Origin of the sequence: Niastella yeongjuensis (genome assembly GCF_900110245.1) — a bacterium.
Classification (GTDB): Bacteria; Bacteroidota; Bacteroidia; order Chitinophagales; family Chitinophagaceae; genus Niastella; species Niastella yeongjuensis.
In genome coordinates this window covers 449,458-473,256 of the sequence record NZ_FOCZ01000002.1, presented here as the reverse complement: position 1 = coordinate 473,256, position 23,799 = coordinate 449,458, and the positions used below count along the sequence as shown (strand labels likewise).

The 23,799-nt window shown below is 43.1% G+C and carries 18 protein-coding genes; 12 read left to right on the top strand and 6 right to left on the bottom strand.

What is annotated here, in order from left to right:
* Positions 1-59 precede the first annotated feature (59 nt).
* The 4 genes from BMX95_RS06640 to BMX95_RS06625 all read left to right on the top strand — a co-directional run bounded on the left by BMX95_RS06640 (position 60) and on the right by BMX95_RS06625 (position 4,738).
* A complete protein-coding gene (locus tag BMX95_RS06640) occupies positions 60-2,207 on the top strand; it encodes a glycosyltransferase (protein WP_133053951.1) in 2,148 nt (715 codons plus the stop codon).
* Positions 2,207-3,004, top strand: a complete 798-nt coding sequence (locus tag BMX95_RS06635) for an ABC transporter permease (protein WP_081201188.1) — start codon at positions 2,207-2,209, stop codon at positions 3,002-3,004. The genes BMX95_RS06640 and BMX95_RS06635 overlap by 1 nt, the downstream gene beginning before the upstream one ends.
* A gap of 2 nt (positions 3,005-3,006) precedes the next feature.
* Complete coding sequence (locus BMX95_RS06630) at positions 3,007-3,741, top strand: ABC transporter ATP-binding protein (RefSeq protein ID WP_081201187.1); 735 nt, start codon at positions 3,007-3,009, stop codon at positions 3,739-3,741.
* Between the two features lie 64 nt (positions 3,742-3,805).
* Complete coding sequence (locus BMX95_RS06625) at positions 3,806-4,738, top strand: glycosyltransferase family 2 protein (RefSeq protein ID WP_165758960.1); 933 nt, start codon at positions 3,806-3,808, stop codon at positions 4,736-4,738.
* Between the two features lie 15 nt (positions 4,739-4,753).
* On the opposite strand, the gene BMX95_RS06620 is transcribed toward BMX95_RS06625, so the two are convergent.
* On the bottom strand, positions 4,754-6,055 hold the full coding sequence (locus BMX95_RS06620) for an O-antigen ligase family protein (protein WP_081201185.1): 1,302 nt from the start codon (positions 6,053-6,055) through the stop codon (positions 4,754-4,756).
* 170 nt (positions 6,056-6,225) lie between these two features.
* Here BMX95_RS06620 and BMX95_RS06615 point away from each other — a divergent pair, with 170 nt between their 5' ends.
* A complete protein-coding gene (locus BMX95_RS06615) occupies positions 6,226-7,305 on the top strand; it encodes a glycosyltransferase family 4 protein (protein ID WP_081201184.1) in 1,080 nt (359 codons plus the stop codon).
* Entirely contained in the window at positions 7,302-8,462 is a 1,161-nt protein-coding gene (locus BMX95_RS06610; protein WP_081201183.1) for a DUF1972 domain-containing protein, read from the top strand. The genes BMX95_RS06615 and BMX95_RS06610 overlap by 4 nt, the downstream gene beginning before the upstream one ends.
* 113 nt (positions 8,463-8,575) lie before the next feature.
* Here BMX95_RS06610 and BMX95_RS06605 read toward each other — a convergent pair whose 3' ends face one another.
* Together BMX95_RS06605 and BMX95_RS06600 are read right to left on the bottom strand one after the other, a co-directional pair.
* The gene (locus BMX95_RS06605) at positions 8,576-9,775 is read right to left on the bottom strand and encodes an O-antigen ligase family protein (protein ID WP_081201182.1); all 1,200 of its coding nucleotides are present in this window, start codon (positions 9,773-9,775) and stop codon (positions 8,576-8,578) included.
* Positions 9,776-9,791: 16 nt separating this feature from the next.
* Positions 9,792-11,063, bottom strand: a complete 1,272-nt coding sequence (locus BMX95_RS06600; protein WP_081201181.1) for an oligosaccharide flippase family protein — start codon at positions 11,061-11,063, stop codon at positions 9,792-9,794.
* Positions 11,064-11,294: 231 nt separating this feature from the next.
* Between BMX95_RS06600 and BMX95_RS06595 the strand changes: the two genes are divergently transcribed.
* The 6 genes from BMX95_RS06595 to BMX95_RS06570 all read left to right on the top strand — a co-directional run bounded on the left by BMX95_RS06595 (position 11,295) and on the right by BMX95_RS06570 (position 19,086).
* Complete coding sequence (locus BMX95_RS06595; RefSeq protein WP_133053950.1) at positions 11,295-11,984, top strand: hypothetical protein; 690 nt, start codon at positions 11,295-11,297, stop codon at positions 11,982-11,984.
* A 4-nt stretch (positions 11,985-11,988) separates the two neighbouring features.
* The gene (locus BMX95_RS06590; RefSeq protein WP_081201179.1) at positions 11,989-13,272 is read left to right on the top strand and encodes an O-antigen ligase family protein; all 1,284 of its coding nucleotides are present in this window, start codon (positions 11,989-11,991) and stop codon (positions 13,270-13,272) included.
* 228 nt (positions 13,273-13,500) lie between these two features.
* On the top strand, positions 13,501-15,294 hold the full coding sequence (locus BMX95_RS06585) for an ABC transporter ATP-binding protein (RefSeq protein WP_081201178.1): 1,794 nt from the start codon (positions 13,501-13,503) through the stop codon (positions 15,292-15,294).
* Between the two features lie 136 nt (positions 15,295-15,430).
* Positions 15,431-15,892, top strand: coding sequence for a DUF983 domain-containing protein (locus BMX95_RS06580; protein WP_081201177.1), 462 nt, complete (start codon positions 15,431-15,433; stop codon positions 15,890-15,892).
* A gap of 101 nt (positions 15,893-15,993) precedes the next feature.
* Positions 15,994-16,731: a basic secretory protein-like protein gene (locus BMX95_RS06575; protein WP_081201176.1), complete on the top strand. Its 738-nt coding sequence runs from the start codon at positions 15,994-15,996 to the stop codon at positions 16,729-16,731.
* Between the two features lie 72 nt (positions 16,732-16,803).
* On the top strand, positions 16,804-19,086 hold the full coding sequence (locus BMX95_RS06570; RefSeq protein ID WP_081201175.1) for a GH92 family glycosyl hydrolase: 2,283 nt from the start codon (positions 16,804-16,806) through the stop codon (positions 19,084-19,086).
* 204 nt (positions 19,087-19,290) lie between these two features.
* Here the strand turns inward: BMX95_RS06570 and BMX95_RS06565 are convergent, their stop codons facing one another.
* From BMX95_RS06565 to BMX95_RS06555, 3 genes are all read right to left on the bottom strand, one after another.
* Positions 19,291-21,048, bottom strand: coding sequence for a tetratricopeptide repeat-containing sensor histidine kinase (locus BMX95_RS06565; protein WP_081201174.1), 1,758 nt, complete (start codon positions 21,046-21,048; stop codon positions 19,291-19,293).
* A gap of 203 nt (positions 21,049-21,251) precedes the next feature.
* Positions 21,252-21,896, bottom strand: a complete 645-nt coding sequence (locus BMX95_RS06560) for a response regulator (protein ID WP_081201173.1) — start codon at positions 21,894-21,896, stop codon at positions 21,252-21,254.
* Positions 21,897-22,208: 312 nt separating this feature from the next.
* Positions 22,209-23,798, bottom strand: coding sequence for a DUF1501 domain-containing protein (locus BMX95_RS06555; protein WP_081201172.1), 1,590 nt, complete (start codon positions 23,796-23,798; stop codon positions 22,209-22,211).
* Position 23,799 lies beyond the last annotated feature (1 nt).

The window sequence follows — 23,799 nt, the reverse complement described above, 5'->3', positions numbered from 1 at the left end:
GCAATTTGTAATAGTTTATCGCATATTTTATTACATTGTGCCAATTAAATTTAAAAAAATTGAAATTCTGGTTACTTACTACTGAATATCCGCCCTTCCACGGTGGTGGTATTAGTACTTACTGCTACCATACGGCTCAAATGCTTGCTAATTTGAATGTAGATGTAACAGTTTTCATTCCCGACGATTCCGTTGCAGACTATAAAATAGAAAAAAGCCAGGAAGGTGCCCGCATAGTAAGGTTTAATATTAACCGAAGCAAATTACATGAATACATGGGCCATTTTGCCCGGGTTAGCTACGAATTTGCCCTGATCGTACAGCATCTTATCAGTCTTGAAGGAAAGCCCGATGTTATTGAAGCCCAGGACTATCAGGGCATCGCTTATTATTTACTTCAGTTCAAGCACCTCTTATATGAGGATGTAAAGGATATTCCTATTGTAATTACGCTGCATTCTCCGGCGTTCATATACCTCGAATACAACCGGGTGCCCGTTGACCGATTCCCGGAGTTTCATGTATGCCAAACTGAAAAAGAAGCCCTTAGGATGGCCGACCTGATCATTGGCCCCACGGGCTTTCTACTTGAAGCAACGGAACCTTATGTAACCCTTGCCAACAAAAAGAAAGTAGTTCTTCGCAACCCCTATTATACCAAAGAGGCCCCGGCTCCCGGCGCTGTTACCCGCAACAAAATTGCTTTCTTCGGTAAGCTATCGATGCAGAAAGGCAGTTTTGAACTGATGAAATATTTTCAAAAGATGTGGGACAATGGATTTCCCCATCCTTTGAATGTATTCGGCGGAACTGACATTATTTATCATCCCGAACAGCTGACCATGGGCCAGTTGATAGAAGACAAATACAAAAAATACATCGATGAGAAACTATTGCTGTTCCACGGTAAAATAAAACCAACTGAGATCGCAAATGAATTAAGCAGCGCTCATGTTATTATTGTGCCCAGCATTATCGACAACCTGCCCTATGTGATCATAGAAACCATGGCGCTTGGTAAAATAGTGTTGACATCTGTACAGGGTGGGCAACGCGAAATGATAGACCATGGCGTAAATGGATTTTTGTTCGATCATACAATTGAGAACGATTTTGAAGAGAAACTGAAACTGGTGCTGTCGTTGTCCGATGAAAAAATAATCGAAATCGGTAAAGCCGCTCAAAAGAAAGTGGCAGACATGTACGCCCCCGAAAAGGTCGCAAAACAAAAATTACAGTTACTGAACGATACCATTAGAGAAACTAAACAAACAAGAAATTTTCCATTTTTATACCAGAATGAATATAATACCGTTTCAGTTTCCGGCGATCGGTTAAGTGTTATAGTACCCTATTACAATATGGGTAAATACATAAAGGTCACTATACAATCGATAAAACTCAGTAATTATCAGCCAATTGAGATTCTGATCATAAATGATGGCAGTACGGATCACGAAAGTATTGCCGTTTTAGACGAAATGGCTCAGATAGACGGGGTTAAAGTTTTAAATAAACCTAACTCCGGGCTGGCGGAAACTCGTAACTACGGAGCCCGGAAGGCGACCGGCGATCTGATCGCCTTTTTGGATTCGGGCAATACGGTAACGCCTGATTATTATGAGAAAGCGATAAAGATCTTAAAACAGTACGACAATGTGTTCTTTGCAGGAGCATTTATACAATATTTCCAGGATAATAATTTCAAGTACATAACCTATACCCCTCAGCCGCCTTACCTGCTGGTGCATAATCCGGCAAACGCATGTGGGCTGATATATAAAAAAGCTGCCTTTCTGGAAGCTGGCCTGAACGATACAACAGTGGGTTATGGCGTAGAGGATTACGAACATCTAGTTCATTTATTATCAAAGGGATATAACGGCGTTATGATACCTGAGTTCCTGTTTCAGTCCCGGGTACGGCCTGATTCAATGGTCCCGGGAATTAACCGGGAAAAGTGGTTGTACGCTTATAAATATATTGCAGAAAAACATAGCCATTATTACGCTAAATTTGCCAGTCAAATAATTAATTTATTAAATGCGAATGGGCCGGGCTACATGTATGATAACCCTACGTTTAGCCATACGGTTGTTACCAACCCCCAAAGCAATGGCTGGGTATACAGACATACAGTTGAGGTTATTAAAAAGAATAACACTTTAAAAAGAATAGCGTTAAGATTAAAAAAACATTTTAATTAATGATCATTGGTATTTTAACAGATTGGGTGAGGCGGTCGAATAAGGCAGAAAGATTGTGGTTGCTTGCAAAAATTGAGTTTAAATTAAGATACTATGAGAATAAGCTTGGTCTTTTATGGGCATTGATCAAGCCATTGATGGATATTGCGATTTACTATATAGTATTTCAAACCATCATGAAGCAAAATGTACCTGCATTTGCTTCCTATCTTTTTATAGGGTTGATCCTTTGGAACTTTTTTGTTGAATCCACTACCGGAACGGTACAAATTCTCAATACAAAGAAATACTTATACGAATACAGTAACATGAATAAGCTGGAAATATATGTTTCCACGCTGTTGAGTAATACCATCGGGCTTTTCTTCAACTTCATCATGTTCCTGATATTCTATAATTTTATTGAAAGAGGCACAGCATTCAGCACCATCCATACGCTTTGGATACTTCCGCTGTTTATAAACCTGTATATACTTTCTTTAGCCAGCTCATTGATCCTATCCAATATCTATGTAATAGCAAAAGATATTACGCAGGTGTGGCAGGTGTTCTGCTCATTCCTTTTCTTTTTGTCGCCTATATTTTATAAGCTCGACATATTTAAAGCAAGGCTGCCCAAATTCGATTATCTGAATCCTATAGCAGGAATTATTATAAATGCCAGAAAAGCTACCATGGAAGGCACAGCACCTGACTTCGGGCTTTTTGTTTGGGATTTGGGATATGCTGTAATACTGTTATTACTTGGCATATTTCTTTTAAACAAATTAGGATCAAAAGCCGCAGAAAAACTATAATCATGACAAAGGCGCTGGCAATTCAGGCGAAATCAATAAGTAAAACATTCCGGATATCAGAAGACAGCCACAATACTGTAAAACACCGGTTATTCAACCTGTTCAATCCCCCACGTACAAAAAAAGTAGAAGCCCTGAAAACAATGGATTTCGAGATCTACAAGGGGGAATGTATTGGTTTACTGGGCAGGAACGGTTGCGGCAAGTCAACCCTGATCAAATTACTGGCAGGTGTATATCCATCAGATACCGGTAACATCAATATTTTCGGCACCACCTTATTAATGAACCTGGGTGTGGGCATGAGCCATGAACTCACCGCCCGTGAGAACATATATGTATCCGCATCGGTATTGGGTTTGAAGATCAAAGAAATTGATGAAATTTTTGATAAAATAGTAGATTTTGCCGAACTGCGTGAATTCATCGATTCCAAGATCAAATTCTTTTCTTCAGGTATGGTGGCCAGGCTGGCTTTTTCTATTGCGGTAAATGCCGGGGCTGATATCATGTTCCTCGATGAGATCTTCGCCGTGGGTGATATGAAGTTCCAGGAAAAAGCGATCAAAGTATTTGAGTCAAGCTGGATCGAGGGAAAAACGGTTATCCTGGTTAGCCACAGCATGGACACCATAAAAAAATACTGTAACCGCACTGCGTTCATGAAAAACGGCAGTTTGGTTTATTTTGGGAATACAGACAAAGCCATTGAAATGTATGTAGAAGACAATCATTGATAAATAGCGCCATTGAAGCCCCGGCATGCATGCCTATGACTTATATCTACAAATGCAAAACCTTATGATCGTTTCTGTAATAATCCCCTGTTATAACGTTGCCGCGCATATCGAAAAAGTAATAACCAATCTACCTGCCGAAATAGATTATATTATTACAGTAAACGACAGATCGCCCGACGAATCAGAATCCATTCTTCTTCACCTACAAAAGGAGAATAAGAAAATCATATACCTGAAACACGAGGTCAATCAGGGCGTAGGTGGGGCAATGCTGACAGGATTTAAAAAAAGCCTTGAACTGAACTGTGACATCACCATAAAAATGGATGGGGATGATCAAATGGACCCTTCCTATATTCCCGCATTATTAAAACCACTCCTTGAGAACACGGCAGATTTTACCAAAGGGAACCGCTTCCGTGATTTAAATGCCCTGAAAAGCATGCCTTTAGGCAGAAGGATCGGCAATCTCGGACTTAGCTTTTTGATCAAAGGCGCCTCAGGTTACTGGAATATTTTCGACCCTACAAACGGTTACTTCGCTATTAAGAACGACGTGCTACAAAGCTTTAATTTTAAACAGATCCACAAAAGGTACTTCTTTGAATCTTCTGTACTGATTGAATTGTATCACGTAGGAGCTGTGGTACAGGATGTACCCATGAAGGCCCGTTATGGCAGCGAGGTATCTGGTCTGTCTAAAACAAAAACCCTGATCGAATTTCCGCCTAAGCTGATCCTGGCTTTTTTTAGAAGGATAATTTTAAAATATTTTCTTTACGAGTTTAACATTGCCTCCTTATTTATACTCTCCGGGTTACCACTTTTCCTGTTTGGAATCATATATGGTATTGTGATGTACATAAAATACGCCAGCGCATTCATTCCAGCGCCCACCGGCACGGTTGTTATTCCTACCATGCTAATAATATTAGGATTTCAACTGTTGTTAGCTGCAGCCAATTATGATATTACTAATTACCCTAAAAGATAGTACTCCCCAATATAACTATGGGGTAATTACAGGCTTCCTGTAGCTTACAATAAAAGCAATAAAAAAGCCAAATGCCATGTTTCCGTTACTGCGGTCAAAATAGGTTTCGGGAATAAAGGAGAGCATAAAGGCAGCAATCACAAACACGCCAAAATAGTCTTTGTGGCGAATACACTGGCGCAGTGGTTCAAATAAAAATCCCCACAGGAATAACAACAGGCCTACAATACCAAAAGCCACCAGTACATCCAGGTAATTGTTATGCATGTTGCGGCGGGTTTCATAGGCAAAATCAAATTGTTTGGCCTTGTAAATATCCATCATCCGGTCAACTTTATCACCTAACTGTACGCCCCAAACCGGGTTCTGTTTTACCAGTTCCCATCCACAAGTCCATACTGCCAGCCTGATATTGGCCCCATTCCATTGATCGGCAGTAACAGGTACATCAAAATGGCTTTCCTCACCTTTGTGTGTATATTCATATTTGGTGAAAGCCAGCTCCTTAAAGCGGTTCCATGTTTTTGGGAAAACAGTTACCAATACCACTAACACAGCAACAATACCAGCCACCAATAAACCCAGCTGTTTCAGTTTTCTTTTCTGAATAATATACCAGGCAGCCATACAAACAGCACTGCCAAATAAGGTAATAAGGGCAATACGGCTGGCCAAAAAGAAAACAGCCATCAGTAAAATAAACAAGCTGGTATACACCAATCCTTTTTTTGCTACCAGTGGCGATTTCATGAAAAGCAGGTACACGAAGCTGAAAATAGCAATATTGGCCAGTAAGGCTATATAAATGGATTGCTTTTCGATTGCATCAGTGAGGTTATCGTTATACAAATAGGCAGATTCCTTTGCGGCAATGCTTACCACAATGCTCCAGACAAAACAGAACAGGATAGTGATGGTGGTAATAACCGCAAAGGCAAACAAAATCCGCTCTTTTAGCGCCTGTTTTATATACACAAATCCCAGGGCAACAGGAAATACGAATAATGGCAGCCGGATCACCGTCCAGGAAAAACCTTCAGCCACATCTTTCGAACAAAGGGAGCTCACTATATGCAATAAGTAAAACGCGGCCATTGCAAACACTTCCTTACGCTGCCGTAACAGACTCAGTTTTTCACGGAATGAACCATATATAAAAAAGCTGTACAACGACAGAAGAACTACCGACACAACATTAACAGAGGGAATATGGGCCGGATAAAAGGTTACAAAAAAAATCACCACCAGCACATATAACAATTTATCCTTCAGAGTCAATAAGCCAGCCTGATCATCCAATAAAAAAATGGATCGCATATAGGATATCTACTTTAGGGGCAAAAATACAGTTACCCGGTTACTTACAGAATAATAGTCGCGCTTTTAACGAATTCATTATGCCCTTGTTGCACCCTATCACAGCCAAAATAAAAATAATCAAAGGCAACTGCCGGGCATTTTGCTACGAATAATAAGGAAAGGGTATCATGAAAGTCGCAGTCATCACCAGATCAACATTATATACGGTAAAGGGGGGAGATACCTTTCAAATCATCAATACGGCCCAACAGTTAAAAGGGCTGGGAATTGATGTGGACATTAAGTTAACCAATCAACCTGTTCAATACGAACAGTACGACCTGCTGCATTTTTTTAATATCGTGCGGCCGGCTGATATTGTATCCCATATCAACCAGTCGAACAAACCATTTGTGGTATCGCCTAACCTGGTAAATTATCATGAATACGATCAGGTATACCGGAAAGGCCTGGCGGGCCATCTGTTCCGCTTTTTATCCCCAAACCGCATAGAATACATAAAAACGATCGCCCGCTGGGTACAGGGCAATGATATACTGGCCACATCATCTTATTTATGGCAAGGGCATAAACGAAGCATAAAGAAAATACTGCAACAGGCAGCGCACATATTGCCCAACTCTAAAATGGAGTATGATCAGCTGGCTGAATATGGTGCCCCATTACCCGGTTATACCCTTATTCCCAATGGTATTGACCCATCCTTATTTACCTGGAACAACAGTTTACCTAAAGACCCGGGCCTTGTTTTGTGCGTGGCAAGGATCGAGGGCCTCAAAAACCAGTTGAACCTGATAAAAGCGTTGAACAATACCAGGTATCGTTTGGTGGTCATTGGTAACCCGGCCCCTAACCAGCTCAATTATTATTCTGCCTGCCGCAAACAGGCAGCGGCTAATATTTCCTTTATAAACCAGTTGCCACAGGAAGCACTGGCCAACTGGTATCAAAAAGCGGCCATACACATACTGCCCAGCTGGTTCGAAACCTGCGGGCTCTCGACCCTTGAAGCAGCCGCTATGGGTTGCCAGGTTGTGATCACCGACAAAGGCTATACCCGTGAATATTTCGGGAATGAAGCCGCCTATTGCGATCCGGCCTCTCCGCAAAGCATGCTGGCAGCCGTAGAAAAAGCAGCCAGCACAACCGGCACCGACACGCTCAGAAAAAAAATATTTGAACAGTATACCTGGCAGCAAGCCGCCAGTAAAACAGCTGCCGCTTATAAACAAGTATTACAACAATGACATTACGGATAGGCATATTAGGTACCAGGGGCATTCCCAATAATTACGGCGGGTTTGAACAATTCGCAGAATACCTGTCAACCGGGCTGGTGGAGAAAGGACATGAGGTGTTTGTCTACAACTCTCACAATCATCCCCATACAGAACGCACCTGGAAAAACGTACAGTTGATCCATTGCTACGATCCCGAGCACAAGCTGGGAAGTTTCGGACAATTCATATACGATTTCAACTGCATCATCGATGCCCGGCGCAGGAACTTCGATGTGATCCTGATGCTGGGTTTTACCAGCAGTTCAGCCTGGGGTTGGTTCTACCCCCAACAAAGTACACTCATCTTCAATATGGATGGGCTTGAATGGAAACGCACCAAATACTCCAAACCAGTACAGAAATTTTTATTACTGGCCGAAAAACTGGCCGTGCGGTTCAGCCATTATCATATTGCCGATTCAGTGGTTATTCAATCTTACCTCAAAAATAAATACGCCATCGCAAGTGAACACATTCCTTATGGCGCCGAAGTACATTATAATGAAGAAGAAAGCCTGCTGCAGGAGTTTGGTGTAAAAAAACATTCATACTTTTTGTTGATGGCCCGTATGGCCGCAGAGAACAATGTCGAAATGATCCTTGATGGCTTTCACACCAGCAACAGCCAACATAAATTCCTGGTGATCGGTTCGGTCAACAACAAGCTTGGCCGGCACCTGGTACAAAAATTCAAACACGATCCCCGGATCGTATTCACTGGTGGCATTTATAACGACCCGCAAAAAATACACTCGCTCAAATTTTATTCTACCCTGTATTTTCATGGCCATAGTGTGGGTGGAACCAACCCTTCCCTGCTCGAAGCCATGGCCAGCCGCTCATTGATTGCAGCGCACGACAACCTGTTCAATCGTGCGGTATTACAACAGGATGCTTATTATTTTTCTTCTTACCACGAAGTAAAAGAAGTTATTGAAAACACCTGTCGCAACGGCCGTGAAGCAGCCATGATCAATAATAACCTAAAAAAAATACAGGAACAGTTTAACTGGAACAACGTGATCAGCAAATACGAAAGCTTTTTAAAACGCTGTGTACGGGAAAAAGTTAGTAGGGAGTTGAAAAGAGATGCACCTATTAAAGTAGAGGGTTCGCGGTACTAAGGTCCGGTTCCAGGTTCCAGGTTTCAGGGAGCCCTGAAAATCAAATTTTCCGGATCTGCAATTGTCTTCCCTGCAACATGAAGCCTGCAATCCGTAACTCCTTCCTATATTCATTATTCATTCTCTTTAATAACATCATATTCAGGAAACACGGCAGTAAACGCCATTATCCAGATAACGTATTCTGCTATATTGGTAATAAAACTACCGGTGAACTGGTAAATAAACACAAACACGAACAACAACAGCCGGTAATAGTTACACCATACTTTGGTATATACAAACAATATACATTCCGCCAATATGCGTACCGACAATCCAATCCAGCCGAAAATGGCCAGGGTTTCAGCGGCTGCATTGGGAATGGCTACGCGCGCGGTATCGGTTCCATACCCATAAAAATCACGGATCAGCTCAAATCCCAGTATTTTTATTTGCCCCGGGCCAATACCCCACAAATAACTTTTCTTTGCCAGCAGTTGATCTGCCAGCCAAAAAGCATCAAAGGTTCTGCCCTTACCCGATGGGTCTTTACCGGAAACCACATTATCGAGGCGAACAAAAAGAATATTATCGGGAAAGAAAATAAAGCCAACAGCCAGGGCACTCAGGATCACTATACCTATAAGCCCAAGCAGACTTATTACCCGTTTGTTATGCAGAAACTTTTTATAGTACGATACAAAAGTTATCACAACCGCTATAGCAATGGCGCTGATCACACCTAACGAAAATGACAAGACCAGTGGCAGCAACAACATTACCAGCAACAACCACGCATTGATGGTATTTCTGAAAAAAAGCAACTGCAACAGAAAGAAGAAAAAGAGGGGCGTAAACAACAATGCATAATAGGAAGGCTCATAGGTTAGCAGGCTCAACCGCCTGAAATCAGTCACCCCCGTAGTAAGGAATTGTTTCATCCAGAAAAGATCATAGAGGGGCGTAAACAACAAAGGAATGGCTATCAGGCAACATATAAAATTTATAACCAGCAGGTGGTGAAATATTTTGCCGGGCTGTTCGCATCTGATAAGAAAAGTATAAACAGCCTGGCAAAAAATATAAACCAGGGTCATGTTAAGCAGGGAAACAAAATAGCTGTTCGCATCAACGCCAATAGCCAGGTGGATCAGTACAACCGGCAGCATAACCAGCAGGAATGGCCATAACACTTCCCGTTTACGGGTTATTATCATCCATATATACAAAAGCGGACTTAACAACGCCGTGTAGGTTAACCCAAAAGGCAGCCCCCATGAATTAATAAAAAAGTAAATAAAAACAACGGGAAAGAATTTATTGATCCGCATGCGTTGTAGTATAGGTTTAATGTACCCTGGCACTGAGATAGCCGGCCAGTTTATTTTTAAATAGCTCCCGGTTAAAGCCCGCCGTTATAAACAATTCGGTCAGTAACACACTGATGACGGTACCCACAGAACCCCATACCGGCACCAGCAACAGGTTACAGATAACATTCAATACCGTTCCCCCCGTTAACACACGCAGGTAACTTTTTTTATGATCGGCAGCCATCAATAACTGACTGGCCGGAACATGCAAACAAACAATAACAGGCCCAAGGCAAAACAACCGCAGCAGCAACACTGCATTGCCGCTTTTAGCCCCTAAAAAGAAGGAAATAATAATAGATGAAAAGCTAAACAACAACACACAACCTGTAAATACCAGTAATAAAAAAGGCACGTACACCGATCTGAAAAAAGGACGGGTCGCCGTCTTTCCCTTTTGCAGCAGCTGGCAAAGGGGTGGGTATATAACCTGAGAGAACATGACCGGCACCTGCCGGGTAGCGAGGAATATTTTCTCTGCTACGCTGTAATAACCTGCAACCAGGTCATTGGTGAACAGCCGTAATATAAACACGTTTATGCTTAGAAAGGTATTTATAGAAATGTTGGAAAGCATTACAGGCCATCCTTCTTTCAATTCCTGAACAACATCACGCCACAAAGGCCGTACTATGGGTAATTTACAAAGCCTGATAGCCTGAAATATGCTGGCAATTCCTGCCACCAGACTGCCGGCACCCATAAACAAAATAAAGAACCGGTGATCTGCCCGTTGGCGGATGAATGCAAAAACCAGTGCTACAAACAGCAAACGGGCCAGCAACGTGTAAATAGTAATGTATTTCATTTTTTCCACGCCCTGAAAAAACCAGCTTACCAACAACGATTGCCCCAGTACCCAGGTAAAACCAAACAGGTATAATTGAAAATGTTGCTTAAAAAAGGGAACAAGGGTAACAAGCAATAATAATACTACGAATAACACCCCGCAGATCACCATTTTGGCCGCCAGTACGGTAAAGAAAAGCCGGCTGTTTTTTGTAGCATCATCCCGGTGCAGTGCAAGAGCGCGGGTGGCGGTTAAATTAAATCCATAATCAGAAACCGTACAAAAAATAAGCAGCACTACCTGGGCCACCGCAACAATGCCATATCCATCGGCGCCTATGCGGTTAATCACAAAAGGCATTACCAGCACCGGAAGCAAAAAATTGGTTCCCTGCAAAATGCCCAGGGCCATAAAATTCGAAAAAATACGGCTGCGTCTGCTGCGGATTTCCTCCATATATGATTTAATTCAGAAAATACTAAATGTCAAATTATAACAATTAACGCAACCCCTATATATAATTTTTCGTATTGGTGAATCATGAAACAGGTTAAATTAATACCCACCCCTGCAGACGAACTGGATTTATCGGCACTGTTTAAACCGGCGACTTCATTTTTGAGGCAGTACGGAAAATTATTACTCCTAGTTGCCTTAGCCGGCTTACTGGCGGGGTTTGTCCGATTCATGAAAACACCCAATCTGTATACCTCTTCATTGGTACTGCAACCCACCATTTTAACTGAGCCCGAACAAATGGCGGTGATCAATAACTGGTGCGAATTGATCCAAAAAAAGGAACGGCCCATACTGGCCAAACAGTTTAACATGGACCTTACCCTGTTAAGAAAGGTAGAAAGAGTTACAGCCGAAGAATTACAAAAAAGCTTTGCGCCCAAGAATTTTACCGCCTTTACAGTTAATGTTGTCGTACGCGATACGGCCGTTTTACAACCCTTACAAAAGGGAATCCTGTACGCATTGGAAAACAGTGAATACATTAAAGAAAAGCTGGCCAGCCGCAGAAAGATCCTTGGCGCCATGACCCAAACCGTAGAACAGGAAATTGCCCGACTGAATAAGTTGCATGGTATTATTGAAACCAGTTTACGCCAACCGGGCAATACAGGCAACCGGGTGTTGTTGAACGTTTCTGACATCAGCGCACAAATAGCCGAGTTACAGGAAAAAAAATTCAACTATGAAGAAGAACTTTCCTTTTTATCGGCCGTGAATGTGTTACAAAATTTTTATACGCCACTTAACCCAACTTTCCCGGTATTATTAAAACAACTGGCGGTGGGGCTTTTTGGCGGTTTGTTCCTGGGCATGTGTATCAGTTTTTATTTACATTACAGAAGAAAAATGTCGATTTAAACTGATGCCCAAAAACAACCTGATCAATAATCTTCTTTACTTCTTTTTCCTGGGCTTCCTGTTGACTGCCGTAGCGGCCTTCAGGGCTTATAGCAGTATTGCTATTGGATTGATAGTCGTTACATCTTTTATCTATAACAAAACCACTACCGGCGCCTGGTTCAATAAATCATTGTGCAACCTGTACATGTTTTTTTGCAGCCTGTTCTTTTTACTGCAAATAATTCCCATCGCTTATACTGACAATATTGCCCAAAGCTGGCGGCATATAGAGGTAAAAAGCGCCCTGTTGTTTATTCCACTTTGTTTCTTCAGCTGCCGGTATTTAAATAAGGACAGGTTTCATGCATTGATGAAGCCCTATGTTTTTATGCTGGTTATAATACTTACCTGGTGTTTGGGCATTAGCTTCATTAAATACCACTACCATCAGGCACCTGTCTATATTTTCTTTTATCACGAACTATTGCTCGACCTCGGACATCATGCCATTCAGTTTTCAATACTTGTGTATGCCGGGTTGATCTTTCTGTTGCAGGAAATAACGCTGGGACGATACGTAGTGAATAAGGCAATACATTTTTCGCTGCTGGCATTTTTGATTGGCGCCCTGTTTTTGTTATCGTCAAAACTGGTGATCTGTTTTATGCTGTGCAGTCTTGTTTATTATGCCATTATCGAGGGAAGAAAAAATGTAAAGACCCGATGGGCAATTACGGCAGTAGCCGTTGCAGGCATCACCATCAGCAGCCTGATCCTGTTCACAAAAAACCCCATTAGTTACCGCTTCAACGACATCATGCACAGCAACATGCATGTTATGGAGCAAAAGAAGTTTGAACCAAGGTTCTATTTTAATGGTGTGGCGTTCCGCCTGCTGCAATGGCGTTTTGTAAAAGAAATAACTCAGGAACACCGGGCCTGGGTTATGGGTGTAACACCTGCCCATGCACAACTATTGTTAAATCAAAAGTATGTAGAGGCCAATATGTATGCCGGCAGGCCAGGCACCCCCGATCATGGATACCAGGACTTCAATACGCACAATGAGTGGCTGGAGTCGTTTTTACAAACGGGCATTATCGGATTGCTCACCTTTTTCGGAATTTGTTTTTCCATGATTGCCATGGCTATTCAACAAAAGAGCCGCACGTTATGGGCAATTGTACTTTTAGTACTGGCCTATTCTTTTCAGGAAGCAGTTTTTGAGACCCAGTACGGGCTGGTGGTCTTTCTGTTCTTGCCCCTGTTTTTTTACTTTGGGGAGAAGTCTGCTGAAAAGCAATAACTTACCAATCGTTTATACATCCGGAAACCGCGAATCAGACCTGGGATAAAAAACCTGGAACCAGGAACCCGGAAACGGGAACCTGAAACCCGGAACTGATTGCACTTTTCCCGGTTTTACCTGCACTCTTTCCCGCCAGCAAGGCCATTCAGGCAGATTTATATAAATTGTATATTAATTCGTCGCCCCTGGATAAACATTCCCATCGACAAACTGTTAATTGCAATTATGAAGATTTTACTAACGTATTTAAAACCATACAGATGGCTGGTTTTGCTCACGCTTTGTCTGGCCGCTGTAAATACCGGGTTCTCCTTATTCGATCCGATCATTTTCGGTCACCTGATCAACCTGGCTAACAATTATTTAAAAAATCCCAAAGACTATCCTGGCTATACCTTTTTTACAGCAACAGCCCCCTATCATGGGGTAGTTTGGTTGTTACTGGCTTCTATAGGCGTGGCCATGATAAGCCGGATTGCCAAAAACTTCCAGGACTATTTCCTGAATGTGATCGTTCAAAAGTTTGGCGCCAAAGTATTTACCGATGGGTTAAAACACGCCATGCGCCTCCCCTACCAGGAGTTTGAAGACCAGCGCAGCGGCGAAACCCTCAGCGTACTCACCAAGGTGCGGGCCGATACAGAAAAGTTCATGAATTATTTCATCAACATCCTGTTCGGTGTATTGGTAGGCGTGGTATTCGTAATGTTTTACGCATCCTTTTTTATCAGCCCATACATCGCCATCGCTTACGTGGTAGGCATCGGCTTACTAACGTATATCACCAACCTGTTGAGCAGAAAGATAAAAAGCATTCAAAAGACCATTGTAGCACAAACAACCTCGCTGGCAGGTTCTACCACCGAATCGCTCCGTAATATTGAGCTGGTAAAAAGCCTGGGGCTTACCAACCAGGAAGTGAGCCGGTTGAATAGAAACACCTACAAGATCCTGGGGCTGGAACTGACCAAGGTAAAACGCGTACGCAGTATCAGCTTTGTACAGGGAACCTTTGTGAACACCCTGCGTCAGGTAATCCTGTTTATCTTAATGTACCTCATTTTTCATAATCAGATGAACGCAGGTCAGCTGGTAACCATGCAGATCTTCTCGTTCTTTGTATTTGGACCTTTGCAGGAGATCAGCAACATCATCATCAGTTATCGCGAGGCCGAAGCCTCCCTGAATAACTTTCATAACCTGATGACAAAAGCGCCCGAGCGTCAGCCGGAACATCCCAAACACCTCGGCGATATTCAAACGCTTGATTTCAAAGAGGTTGGGTTTAAACACCAAACCGCCCAGTCACGCGCCATCGACGACATCAGTTTTGCTGTAAAAACCGGAGAAACCATTGCCTTTGTTGGCCCTTCCGGTTCAGGTAAAACAACCCTGATGAAATTACTGGTAGGTTTGTACCGCCCGCAACAGGGAAACATCCTGTACAATGGCATCGATGAAAACGACATCAACTACGAAGACCTGCGCAACCAGATCGGGTTTGTAACACAGGATACGCAATTGTTCTCAGGTACTATTAAAGAGAACCTGTTGTTTGTAAATACGTCCGCTACAGAGGAGGAACTGATGGATGTGCTGAAGAAAGCCTCTTGCATGAATTTGCTGGCCCGTGCAGAGAAAGGCCTCGATACCATGATCGGTGAAGGCGGTTTAAAACTGTCTGGCGGTGAAAAACAACGGCTTTCAATAGCCCGCGCCCTGTTGCGCAAACCACGGTTATTGATCTTTGATGAAGCCACATCAGCACTCGATTCATTAACTGAAGAAGAGATCACCAACACGATAAAGGATGTTTCTTCCAAACGCAATCAGATCACGATCATGATCGCGCACCGGTTGTCGACCATCATGCACGCCGATCGCATTTATGTGCTCGAAAAAGGCGATATCGTAGAAACGGGCAGCCATGAAAGCCTGATCGAAGAAAAAGGCCTCTATTATGCTATGTGGCGGCAACAGATCGGTGAACGGAAAAAGATCGGATCTCCGGTAGCTTAATTATAGTTTTTAGTTTGTTAGTTCTACAGTTAAAAGCCGAAAGCTCAACCATTCCAGTTGAACTTTCGGCTTTTAACTTTAAACCCTGAACTTTAAACTTATTTGTAAATTTGCACCGAAACAATCCAATAGCATCATGCCTGCATCCAAACCCAATTACCTATGGAGTATGTTAACCATGAAATGCCCGCGGTGCCGCAGAGGACCTATGTACAATAATAACAATCCATGGAATTTAAAAAAGGTGTTCGACATGCCCACGCATTGCCCCGAATGCGGTCAGAAATATGAAATGGAAGTAGGTTTTTGGTACGGAACAGCTTATGTAAGTTATGCGTTATCGGTGGCCCTTTCGGTATCTACATTCGTTGCCTGGTGGGTGCTCATTGGTATGTCTACAACCGACAACCGGTTCTTCTGGTGGCTCGGCATCAATATTTTCTTACTGATCTTTTTACAACCCTGGCTCATGCGACTGAGCCGCGTCATCTATCTCTACTTCTTTGTACGTTACGATCCCAATTATAAAAGCACCAAATCAAAGTCATTTGATTATGAAACGGGATCTTATTATGACGAAGAAGGCAATAGACAATAGACAAAATAAGCTATCAATATATTTCTTACCAAAAGAGCCATCCGCCAGTTTCGGATGGCTCTTTTGTTCAATTAACTACAAATAACTAAAAGTAAATTTTAATGAAGCGCGTATTCTTAACCATAGCGGCATGTAGCAGTTTTTGTGTAGCTATTTCACAATCCGTACAAAACAAAAAAGAAGTAAAACGGTACGAGTGGACCGACCGGAACAACAATACCATTTACCGAAGTGACTCCATCACAAAAAAGGGATTTACCCTCATCTTTTTAGTGCAGGACTCCGCATTTAATACTGTTACCCAGCAAAAATTAACCGATGCCTTTTTTACTGTTTACCCCCAGGAAGTAAAACGCTTCAATAAGAAGGCATTAAAGAAAATAGTGTTCATCATTGATCCCGCTTACGATGGAGTGGCAGCCGCCAGCAATGGCATTATTCGCTGTAACCCCGGTTGGATGAAAGCCCACCCCGAAGACATCGACGTGATCACCCACGAAGCCATGCACATTGTGCAGGACTACCATAAAGGCAATACACCCGGCTGGCTAACCGAAGGCATCGCCGATTATGTGCGTTTCAAATACGGCGTAAATAATGAAAAAGGCGGCTGGCAGCTTCCCGCTGTAAAACCCGATCACCACTATACCAGTGCCTACCGTGTTACCGCCCGTTTTCTGGCCTGGGTAGAAAGCAATTATGATAAAAAGATCGTCGATAAACTGAATGCCGCTGCCTACAACGGAACCTATGAAGCAGGATTATGGGCGCAATACACCGGCAAAACGGTTGATCAGCTATGGGATTTATATGTAAAAGCACAGGAAACGGCAAGCTAGGTGCGTTTTAGCAGAATATTAGCCCCTAGTTTTGTAACCGTTCAACTTTATTAAATAAAGAAAAAATCGCACATGAAGAAACGCTTCCTGTTGTTATGGATGTTGCCCTTATCCTTATTTGCTCAACAAAAAAATGTAGTTCAATATGTAAACCCGCTTATAGGCACCCAACGGATGGGACACACCTTTCCCGGCGCCACCGTTCCCTTCGGCATGGTACAACTGAGTCCCGATACCGATACCATTCCTTATGAAATGAACGGGAAATACAACCCCGATGTATATAAATATTGCGCAGGTTATCAGTACGACGATAAAACCATTGTAGGTTTCAGCCATACCCATTTCAGCGGTACCGGCCACAGCGACCTGGGCGATTTCCTGGTAATGCCCACTGTGGGCGCGCTGCAATTGAACCCCGGTATAGCCACCGATACCAAAACAGGTTTTCGTTCGGCGTTTTCCCATGCCAATGAAAAAGCTGAAGCCGGTTATTACAAAGTAAAGCTCGATGATGACAACATCACCGCTGAATTAACTGCCACTACACGCACCGGCTTTCACCAATACACCTTCCCTAAAACAAACGATGCGCACATCATCCTCGATCTTATGCATGGCATTTATAATTACGAGGATAAAGACGCATGGACCTTTGTTCGGGTAGAGAACGATACCCTGGTTACCGGTTACCGCCAAACCGCTGGCTGGGCACGCACCCGCACCGTTTATTTTGCCATGACCTTTTCGAAACCATTCAAAGAATATGGTTGTAAAGACTTCAGCAAAAAACAGGTGTACCGCGGTTTTTGGGGAAAGTTCAATCAAACCAAAAACTTCCCTGATCTGGCCGGCAAACAATTGCGTATGTTCTTCAACTTTAATACAGAAGAAGGCGAGAAAATAAAAGTAAAGATGGCGCTGTCATCGGTAAGCACCGAAGGTGCTTTATTGAACCTGAGAACAGAAGCGCCCAACTGGGATTTTGAAGAAACAAAAGCAGCTGCACAGGCCGCCTGGAATACCGAGCTGGCAAAGATCAATATAGAAGCTTCAGAAGCAGAGAAACAAAACTTCTATACCGCTTTATACCATGCCTTCCTGGGACCTACCGTATATATGGATGTTGACCGTAAATACAAGGGCCTGGATCAGAATGTGCATACCGCTGCCAACTTTACCAATTATACTACCTTTTCACTGTGGGATACCTACCGGGCCCTGCACCCCTTCTTCAACATCATACAACCTACCCGCAATGGCGATATGGTAAATAGTATGCTGGCGCATTATGACCAAAGCGTATTGAAGATGCTGCCCATTTGGAGCCATTACAGCAACGACAACTGGTGTATGAGTGGATATCACAGCGTATCGGTAATTGCAGATGCCATTTTAAAAGGCAATACCTCGTTCGATGCCAAACATGCGCTGGAAGCCTGCGTAACAACCGCCACCCACTCCAATTATGAAGGCATTGGCAGTTATGTAGAAAAAGGATTCATCCCCGATGAAAAGCTCGGCACTTCTGCATCCACTACCCTGGAATATGCGTATGACGACTGGTGTATAGCCCAGGCCGCCAACAAACTGGGCCGCACAGATCTTTATGAAACTTTCAGCAAACGTGCAGGCAGTTATAAAAACATCTTCGATGCAAATGTTGGTTTTATGCGCGCCCGCAAAGAAGATGGCAGCTTTAAAAATGATTTTGATGCGTTAAGCACCCATGGTCAGGGATTTATTGAAGGCAACACCTGGAACTACAGCTTCTTTGTTCCCCAGGACCCCGAAGGATTGATAACCCTGATGGGCGGTAAAAAGAAATTCAGCGCCCGCCTCGATACGCTGTTCACCATGTACCTGCCTGATAAATATTTTGCTGAAACGGAAGACATTACCCGCGATGGCATTATTGGCACTTATGTACACGGCAATGAACCGGCTCACCACGTGGCCTATCTGTATAATTTTGCCGGTCAGCCCTGGAAAACACAGGAACGGGTAAGAATGATCCTGAAACATCAGTATAAGCCAGCGCCTGATGGCCTGGGTGGTAATGACGACTGCGGACAAATGAGTGCCTGGTATCTTTTTTCAACCCTGGGCTTTTATCCGGTTGCACCTGGTGCCACAGTATATCAGTTAGGCAGTCCAGCCATCAACAAAGCCGTATTACAACTCGAAAACAAGAACACATTCACCGTAGAGGCCATTAACCAAAGCGATAAAAATGTGTATGTACAAAAAGTGGTATTGAATGGCAAACAACTGGAACAACCCGCCATTACGCACGAAGACATTATGAAAGGAGGAACACTTACCTTCTATATGACTGACAAACCGAAGAAGTAGGAACGTTACTTTCAATAAAATTAAAAGCCCTGGTAGTAACTCCGGGGCTTTTTATATGATCAAGGGTTAGTAAGTAATGTATTCAAACGTTAATTTACACCATTTATTTTATATACGCAATAGTTGACCAGTTGAAAAGTTAACAAGTTAACCAGTTGGCGACTTATTAACCACTCGTTATTGTCGCGCCGCGGCCTTCTGCCCTTACTTCTTCAGCAGTACTGTAAATATACTTCCTATACCGATCTGACTTTCGCAAGAGATACGTCCATTAAGTTCTTCAACGATCCTTTTAACAATAGAAAGCCCCAATCCATTCGATGCTTCCCCATCTGTTGGTCTCGATGAGATCTTGCTGTACTTCGAGAACAGGTAAGGCAATTCTTCTTTTTCAATGCCCACACCTTCATCCCGCACCTTTATACCAATATGATCGTGCTCATCATGAATGCTTATCCAAACGTTTTTGCCCTGGGGCGTATACTTAACAGCGTTCGATAACAGGTTTTCACAAATGCGGCCAACCAGGTAACGATCGCTTAAAATGAACAACTTTTTACCCGTAGCCTCTGCCTGCAGGCTGATGTTCTTCTTTTGGGCCATCGGTTTAAAGTTATCTACCATTTCTTCCGCAAATGCCCGCAGGTCAAACTTCTCCAGCAGTAGTTTATGGCTGCCAACATCTTCCCGTTCTACGTCCAGTATTTGCCTGATGAGGCGTTCGCCATACATGCCCGCCTGTAATATACGGTCCATGGCCTTTTGTTGTTCGGGTGTTAACCGATCGGCATTGTTTTGCATAACCTGTCCCCAGATCTGGATGGTGGCGAAAGGCGTGTTCAGGTCGTGCGATACTATACTGATAAGCGAATTCTTCTCGTAGTTTAATTCCGATAGCTTTTCGTTCTGCTGAATAATAAGGTCATTGGTTTTCTGTAACTGGCGGTGAGCATTTCTTTTAATTACAAACCCAATGGCAATCAGGATCCCGATGATGGCCAAACCAACGGCCACCAGGGTAAGCTCCCGGGTACGGATGGTTTCTTTTTCTACCTTTTCCTGCAACAGTTTATTTTCCGCTTCCCGTTCACCGGCATGAAAACGTTCCTGCAGGGCGGCAATGGTTTTGTACGTATCACTATGCAGGATAGCCGTATCCAGCGAATACCATTTTTTTATGTACTCGTAGGCTTTATTGTATTTACCCTGGTACTCGTATAATTTAGCGAGTATGCTATAGGTATCCGCCTCTTTACTTTTTGATTCCAGCTGTTGCGCCAGTTCCATAGCACTTTGCGCATATTTTACTGCAGAGTCATACTGGTGCTTTTCTATATATATGTCAGCCAGGTTAAGCCGGGCTACCCATAAACCGCTGTAGTCGCCGTCGTTGTTATGTCTTATCAGGTTTTGCCAGAAGTAAGGCAGGGCTTCATCAAATTTCTTTTCCTTGAAATATAAATTACCCAGGTTATTATAGGTGCTGGATAAACTGACCTTTCCCTGGCGATCGAGTGTTTTGCCCAGTTGTATGGCCCTGTTCAATAATAGATGCGAACTGTCGTATTGTTTTAGCTGGGTATAAATAACCGCCAGGTTATTGTACGTATTAATAAGCGAAGGGATCTTTCCATCCAGTTCCGACATGCGGGCGCATTGTAAATAAAACGCCTTTGCCTTTTCAGGTTCGCGAATGGAGAAATAGGCAATGGCCAGATCGCTTAAAGCAGCCATCTCATATTCCGGTGCGTGTATTACTCTCGCTGCCTGTAGCGACTGCAGGTAATATTCAATGGCCTTTTCGTAGTTATTGCTCAGGTCTTCATAAATGCCCTTGAGCCGTAATGATAAAACATTACCCTTATTGAATTTTAACTGATCGGCCTCTTTTGAAATGTAATCGGCGTAGTAATGAATGGAGTCTATCTTGTCTTCAGAGAAATCAAGGCAACGGTCATACAAACTTTTTAATTGTGTTGTATCAACCTGCGCAAATGAACATAAGCAAGTAATCAAGGCCCCAAGTAATAGGAAGTATTTCACCGGTATTACCGAATTATACCACCAAATTAAGGGTTTTTACTTATTAACTCAAGTAATTAACGTAATAATGTAAAGATAGGTCGGGGCAATCTCTTTAATAAATGTATGAAAGACATGAAATATCAGTCAATCAGCTTGTTCTTAAGTGCAAATTTTACCAATCCTACAGTATTATTAACCCCCAGTTTGGCAATCAGGTTCTTCCGGTGGGTTTCTACCGTACTTACGCTTAGAAATAGCTTTTTGGCGATGTCTGAATTGCTGTACTCTTTGCAAATAAGGGTAAGCACTTCAATTTCGCGTTTGGAGAGTATTTCGTCTACCTTTTTATCTTCAATGGTCACTGTATTCCGGAAGTCCTGGTTAGTATCCAGAATATTGATCTCCTTGCTGAAGAATTTATTACCGCCGGCCACTGTTTCCAGTGCGCTGGTTAATTCGGCAATATTGGTATTCTTTAAAAGGTAACCCTGTATATCGTATTTAAGCAGCTTGTGAATATAGCGGGTGCCGCGCATAATGGTAAGGTAGAGGATCTTCAGCCCGGGCTGTATTTCGCGGATCTTTTTTAGCAGTTCTTCTTCACCAATATCGGGTAAATGAACATCCAGTAACAGGATGTCGATTTCCGTATTTGGCAATTGGCTCAACAAACTTTCACCGGTAAATGCTGAACCTATGACCTCAATGCCGGATTGATTGTTCAGCAACAACACCAGGCCTTCAAGGTATAATTCGTGATCATCTGTTATAAATACCTTCAACATAATCGAATTTAAGAAGATCGGCTGGTTATCAGGATTAATGGTTAGGTTACCGATCTAAAGCAAATTAAAACTATTTACAGCAGGGTAACAAAAAACGGAGCTATTCCAGTATTGAATTTCCTCATTCCGTAAAAGGAAATGCCCGTCCAAAACCACACTCCAGGCCAATCAAACAGGCAGATACGGGAATTTCTTTCGTTCAGATGTCTCTTTAGCAAATTTTAGCATGCTTTAGCTCCTGATTAGCTATAAACAGCAAAGCTTCCCCACGTCAGCGGGGAAGCTTTCATTATACGGATTAAACTTTCTACGTTATCGTGTCTTCAGCATAGGCCGTACCTGCTGGGTTACGCCGTTTTGGAAACGCGCGTAATAAACCCCATTAGGCATTCCATACGCATCGAATGTTACAGTATAGGTACCGGCTGTATATTCTTTATCTGTAAGCGTTTTTACAACCCTGCCCATGGTATCCATCACCTGTACCAGCGTATGACCGCCCTTTGTAGTAAAGGTTACTTTGGTTGTTTCAACAAATGGGTTCGGATAGTTAATGATCAGCTGTTCTCCATCATTCCTGAGGTCATCGACTGCAGTAAGACCGCATGCCTCATTTATACACAAAGGAATGTTTTGGAAGTTCTTAAATAAAATGGTTTGCAGATCGCCATCGTTTACGCAGAACCATTGTCTCAAAATGGAAGCATAAATGCTTCGGAAGTCGTACTGATAAGGAACGTTGTCGTTTTGTTTGGGATCTGCTGCAATGGTAGGGTTGGTACCAATGATACCCGGCCGTACTTTCTTTCCAAATACAAATACCGGTGCGGCGGCGCCGTGGTCGGTTCCCCGGCTTGAGTTTGAATTTATACGGCGGCCAAATTCCGAATAGGTAAAACCGATAACCCGGTCTTCGATGCCCAGTCCTTTAAGATCATCCATAAAACATTTGATACCATCTGAAAGACGGGCCATCAGTCTCGCGTGGTCACCCGTAGTGGTATCGCCTGTTTCAACCTGGTTTGCGTGCGTATCGAAGAAGCCATCGGCTGTAACTTTGTATATCCTGGTTTTTAATCCGCCTTTTATCAATCGGGCTACTATGCGCAACTGTTGCGCCAGGCGGTTATCGCTGGGGTATGAACCCTGCGTGGTAACTCTGGCGGCAGCGGCCTTGATCACGTTGGAGTACACTTCGGTTTGCCCCATGATCATTCTGATATATTCCAGCTCCTTACCCCAGGGTGTATTGGGTACAGGATCACCAACATTGTCCAGAAAATCATAAAAGCTGGTAGGGTCGGTGATGTTCATTCCCATTGGAAATGTAGGTCCCTGTAACTCCAGGGTTGCCACAGATCCTATCTGAATAGCCAGCGGATCGGGCATTTGCGCAGTAGGGTAACCGTTGGGGAAGTTCGGGAACTCCAGGTTCAGGTAACGGCCAGCCCAGCCGCTATATACTACCTGATCTGCATCGGAAGCACTCATCCAGATATCCGTAGCCCGGAAGTGCGAAAAGTTAGGTGAAGGATAACCCACCGACTGTATAATAGCCAGTTTGCCTTCATTATACAGGGTTTGCATACCCGTCATACCGGCATGCAAACCGGTTTTTGCCGTCCCATTTAAAGGAAGCACTTTGTTTTGTGGGATCGCAATGTTTTTGCGGGCGTTATAATAGTTTCCGTAATTTTCAATAGGTATCACCATGTTCAATCCATCGTTACCGCCAACCATCTGTACTATTACCAGTACTTTGTCGGTTTCGGTGGTGTTGCCCATTAAGGCCTGTACCAATGGATTTGCTTCCGTGAAGGCTTGCACTGAAAAGCCATTTAACACGGCGGGTAATGTTATAGACGCAGGTAGGGCGTTCTTTAAAAAGGATCTACGCTTCATA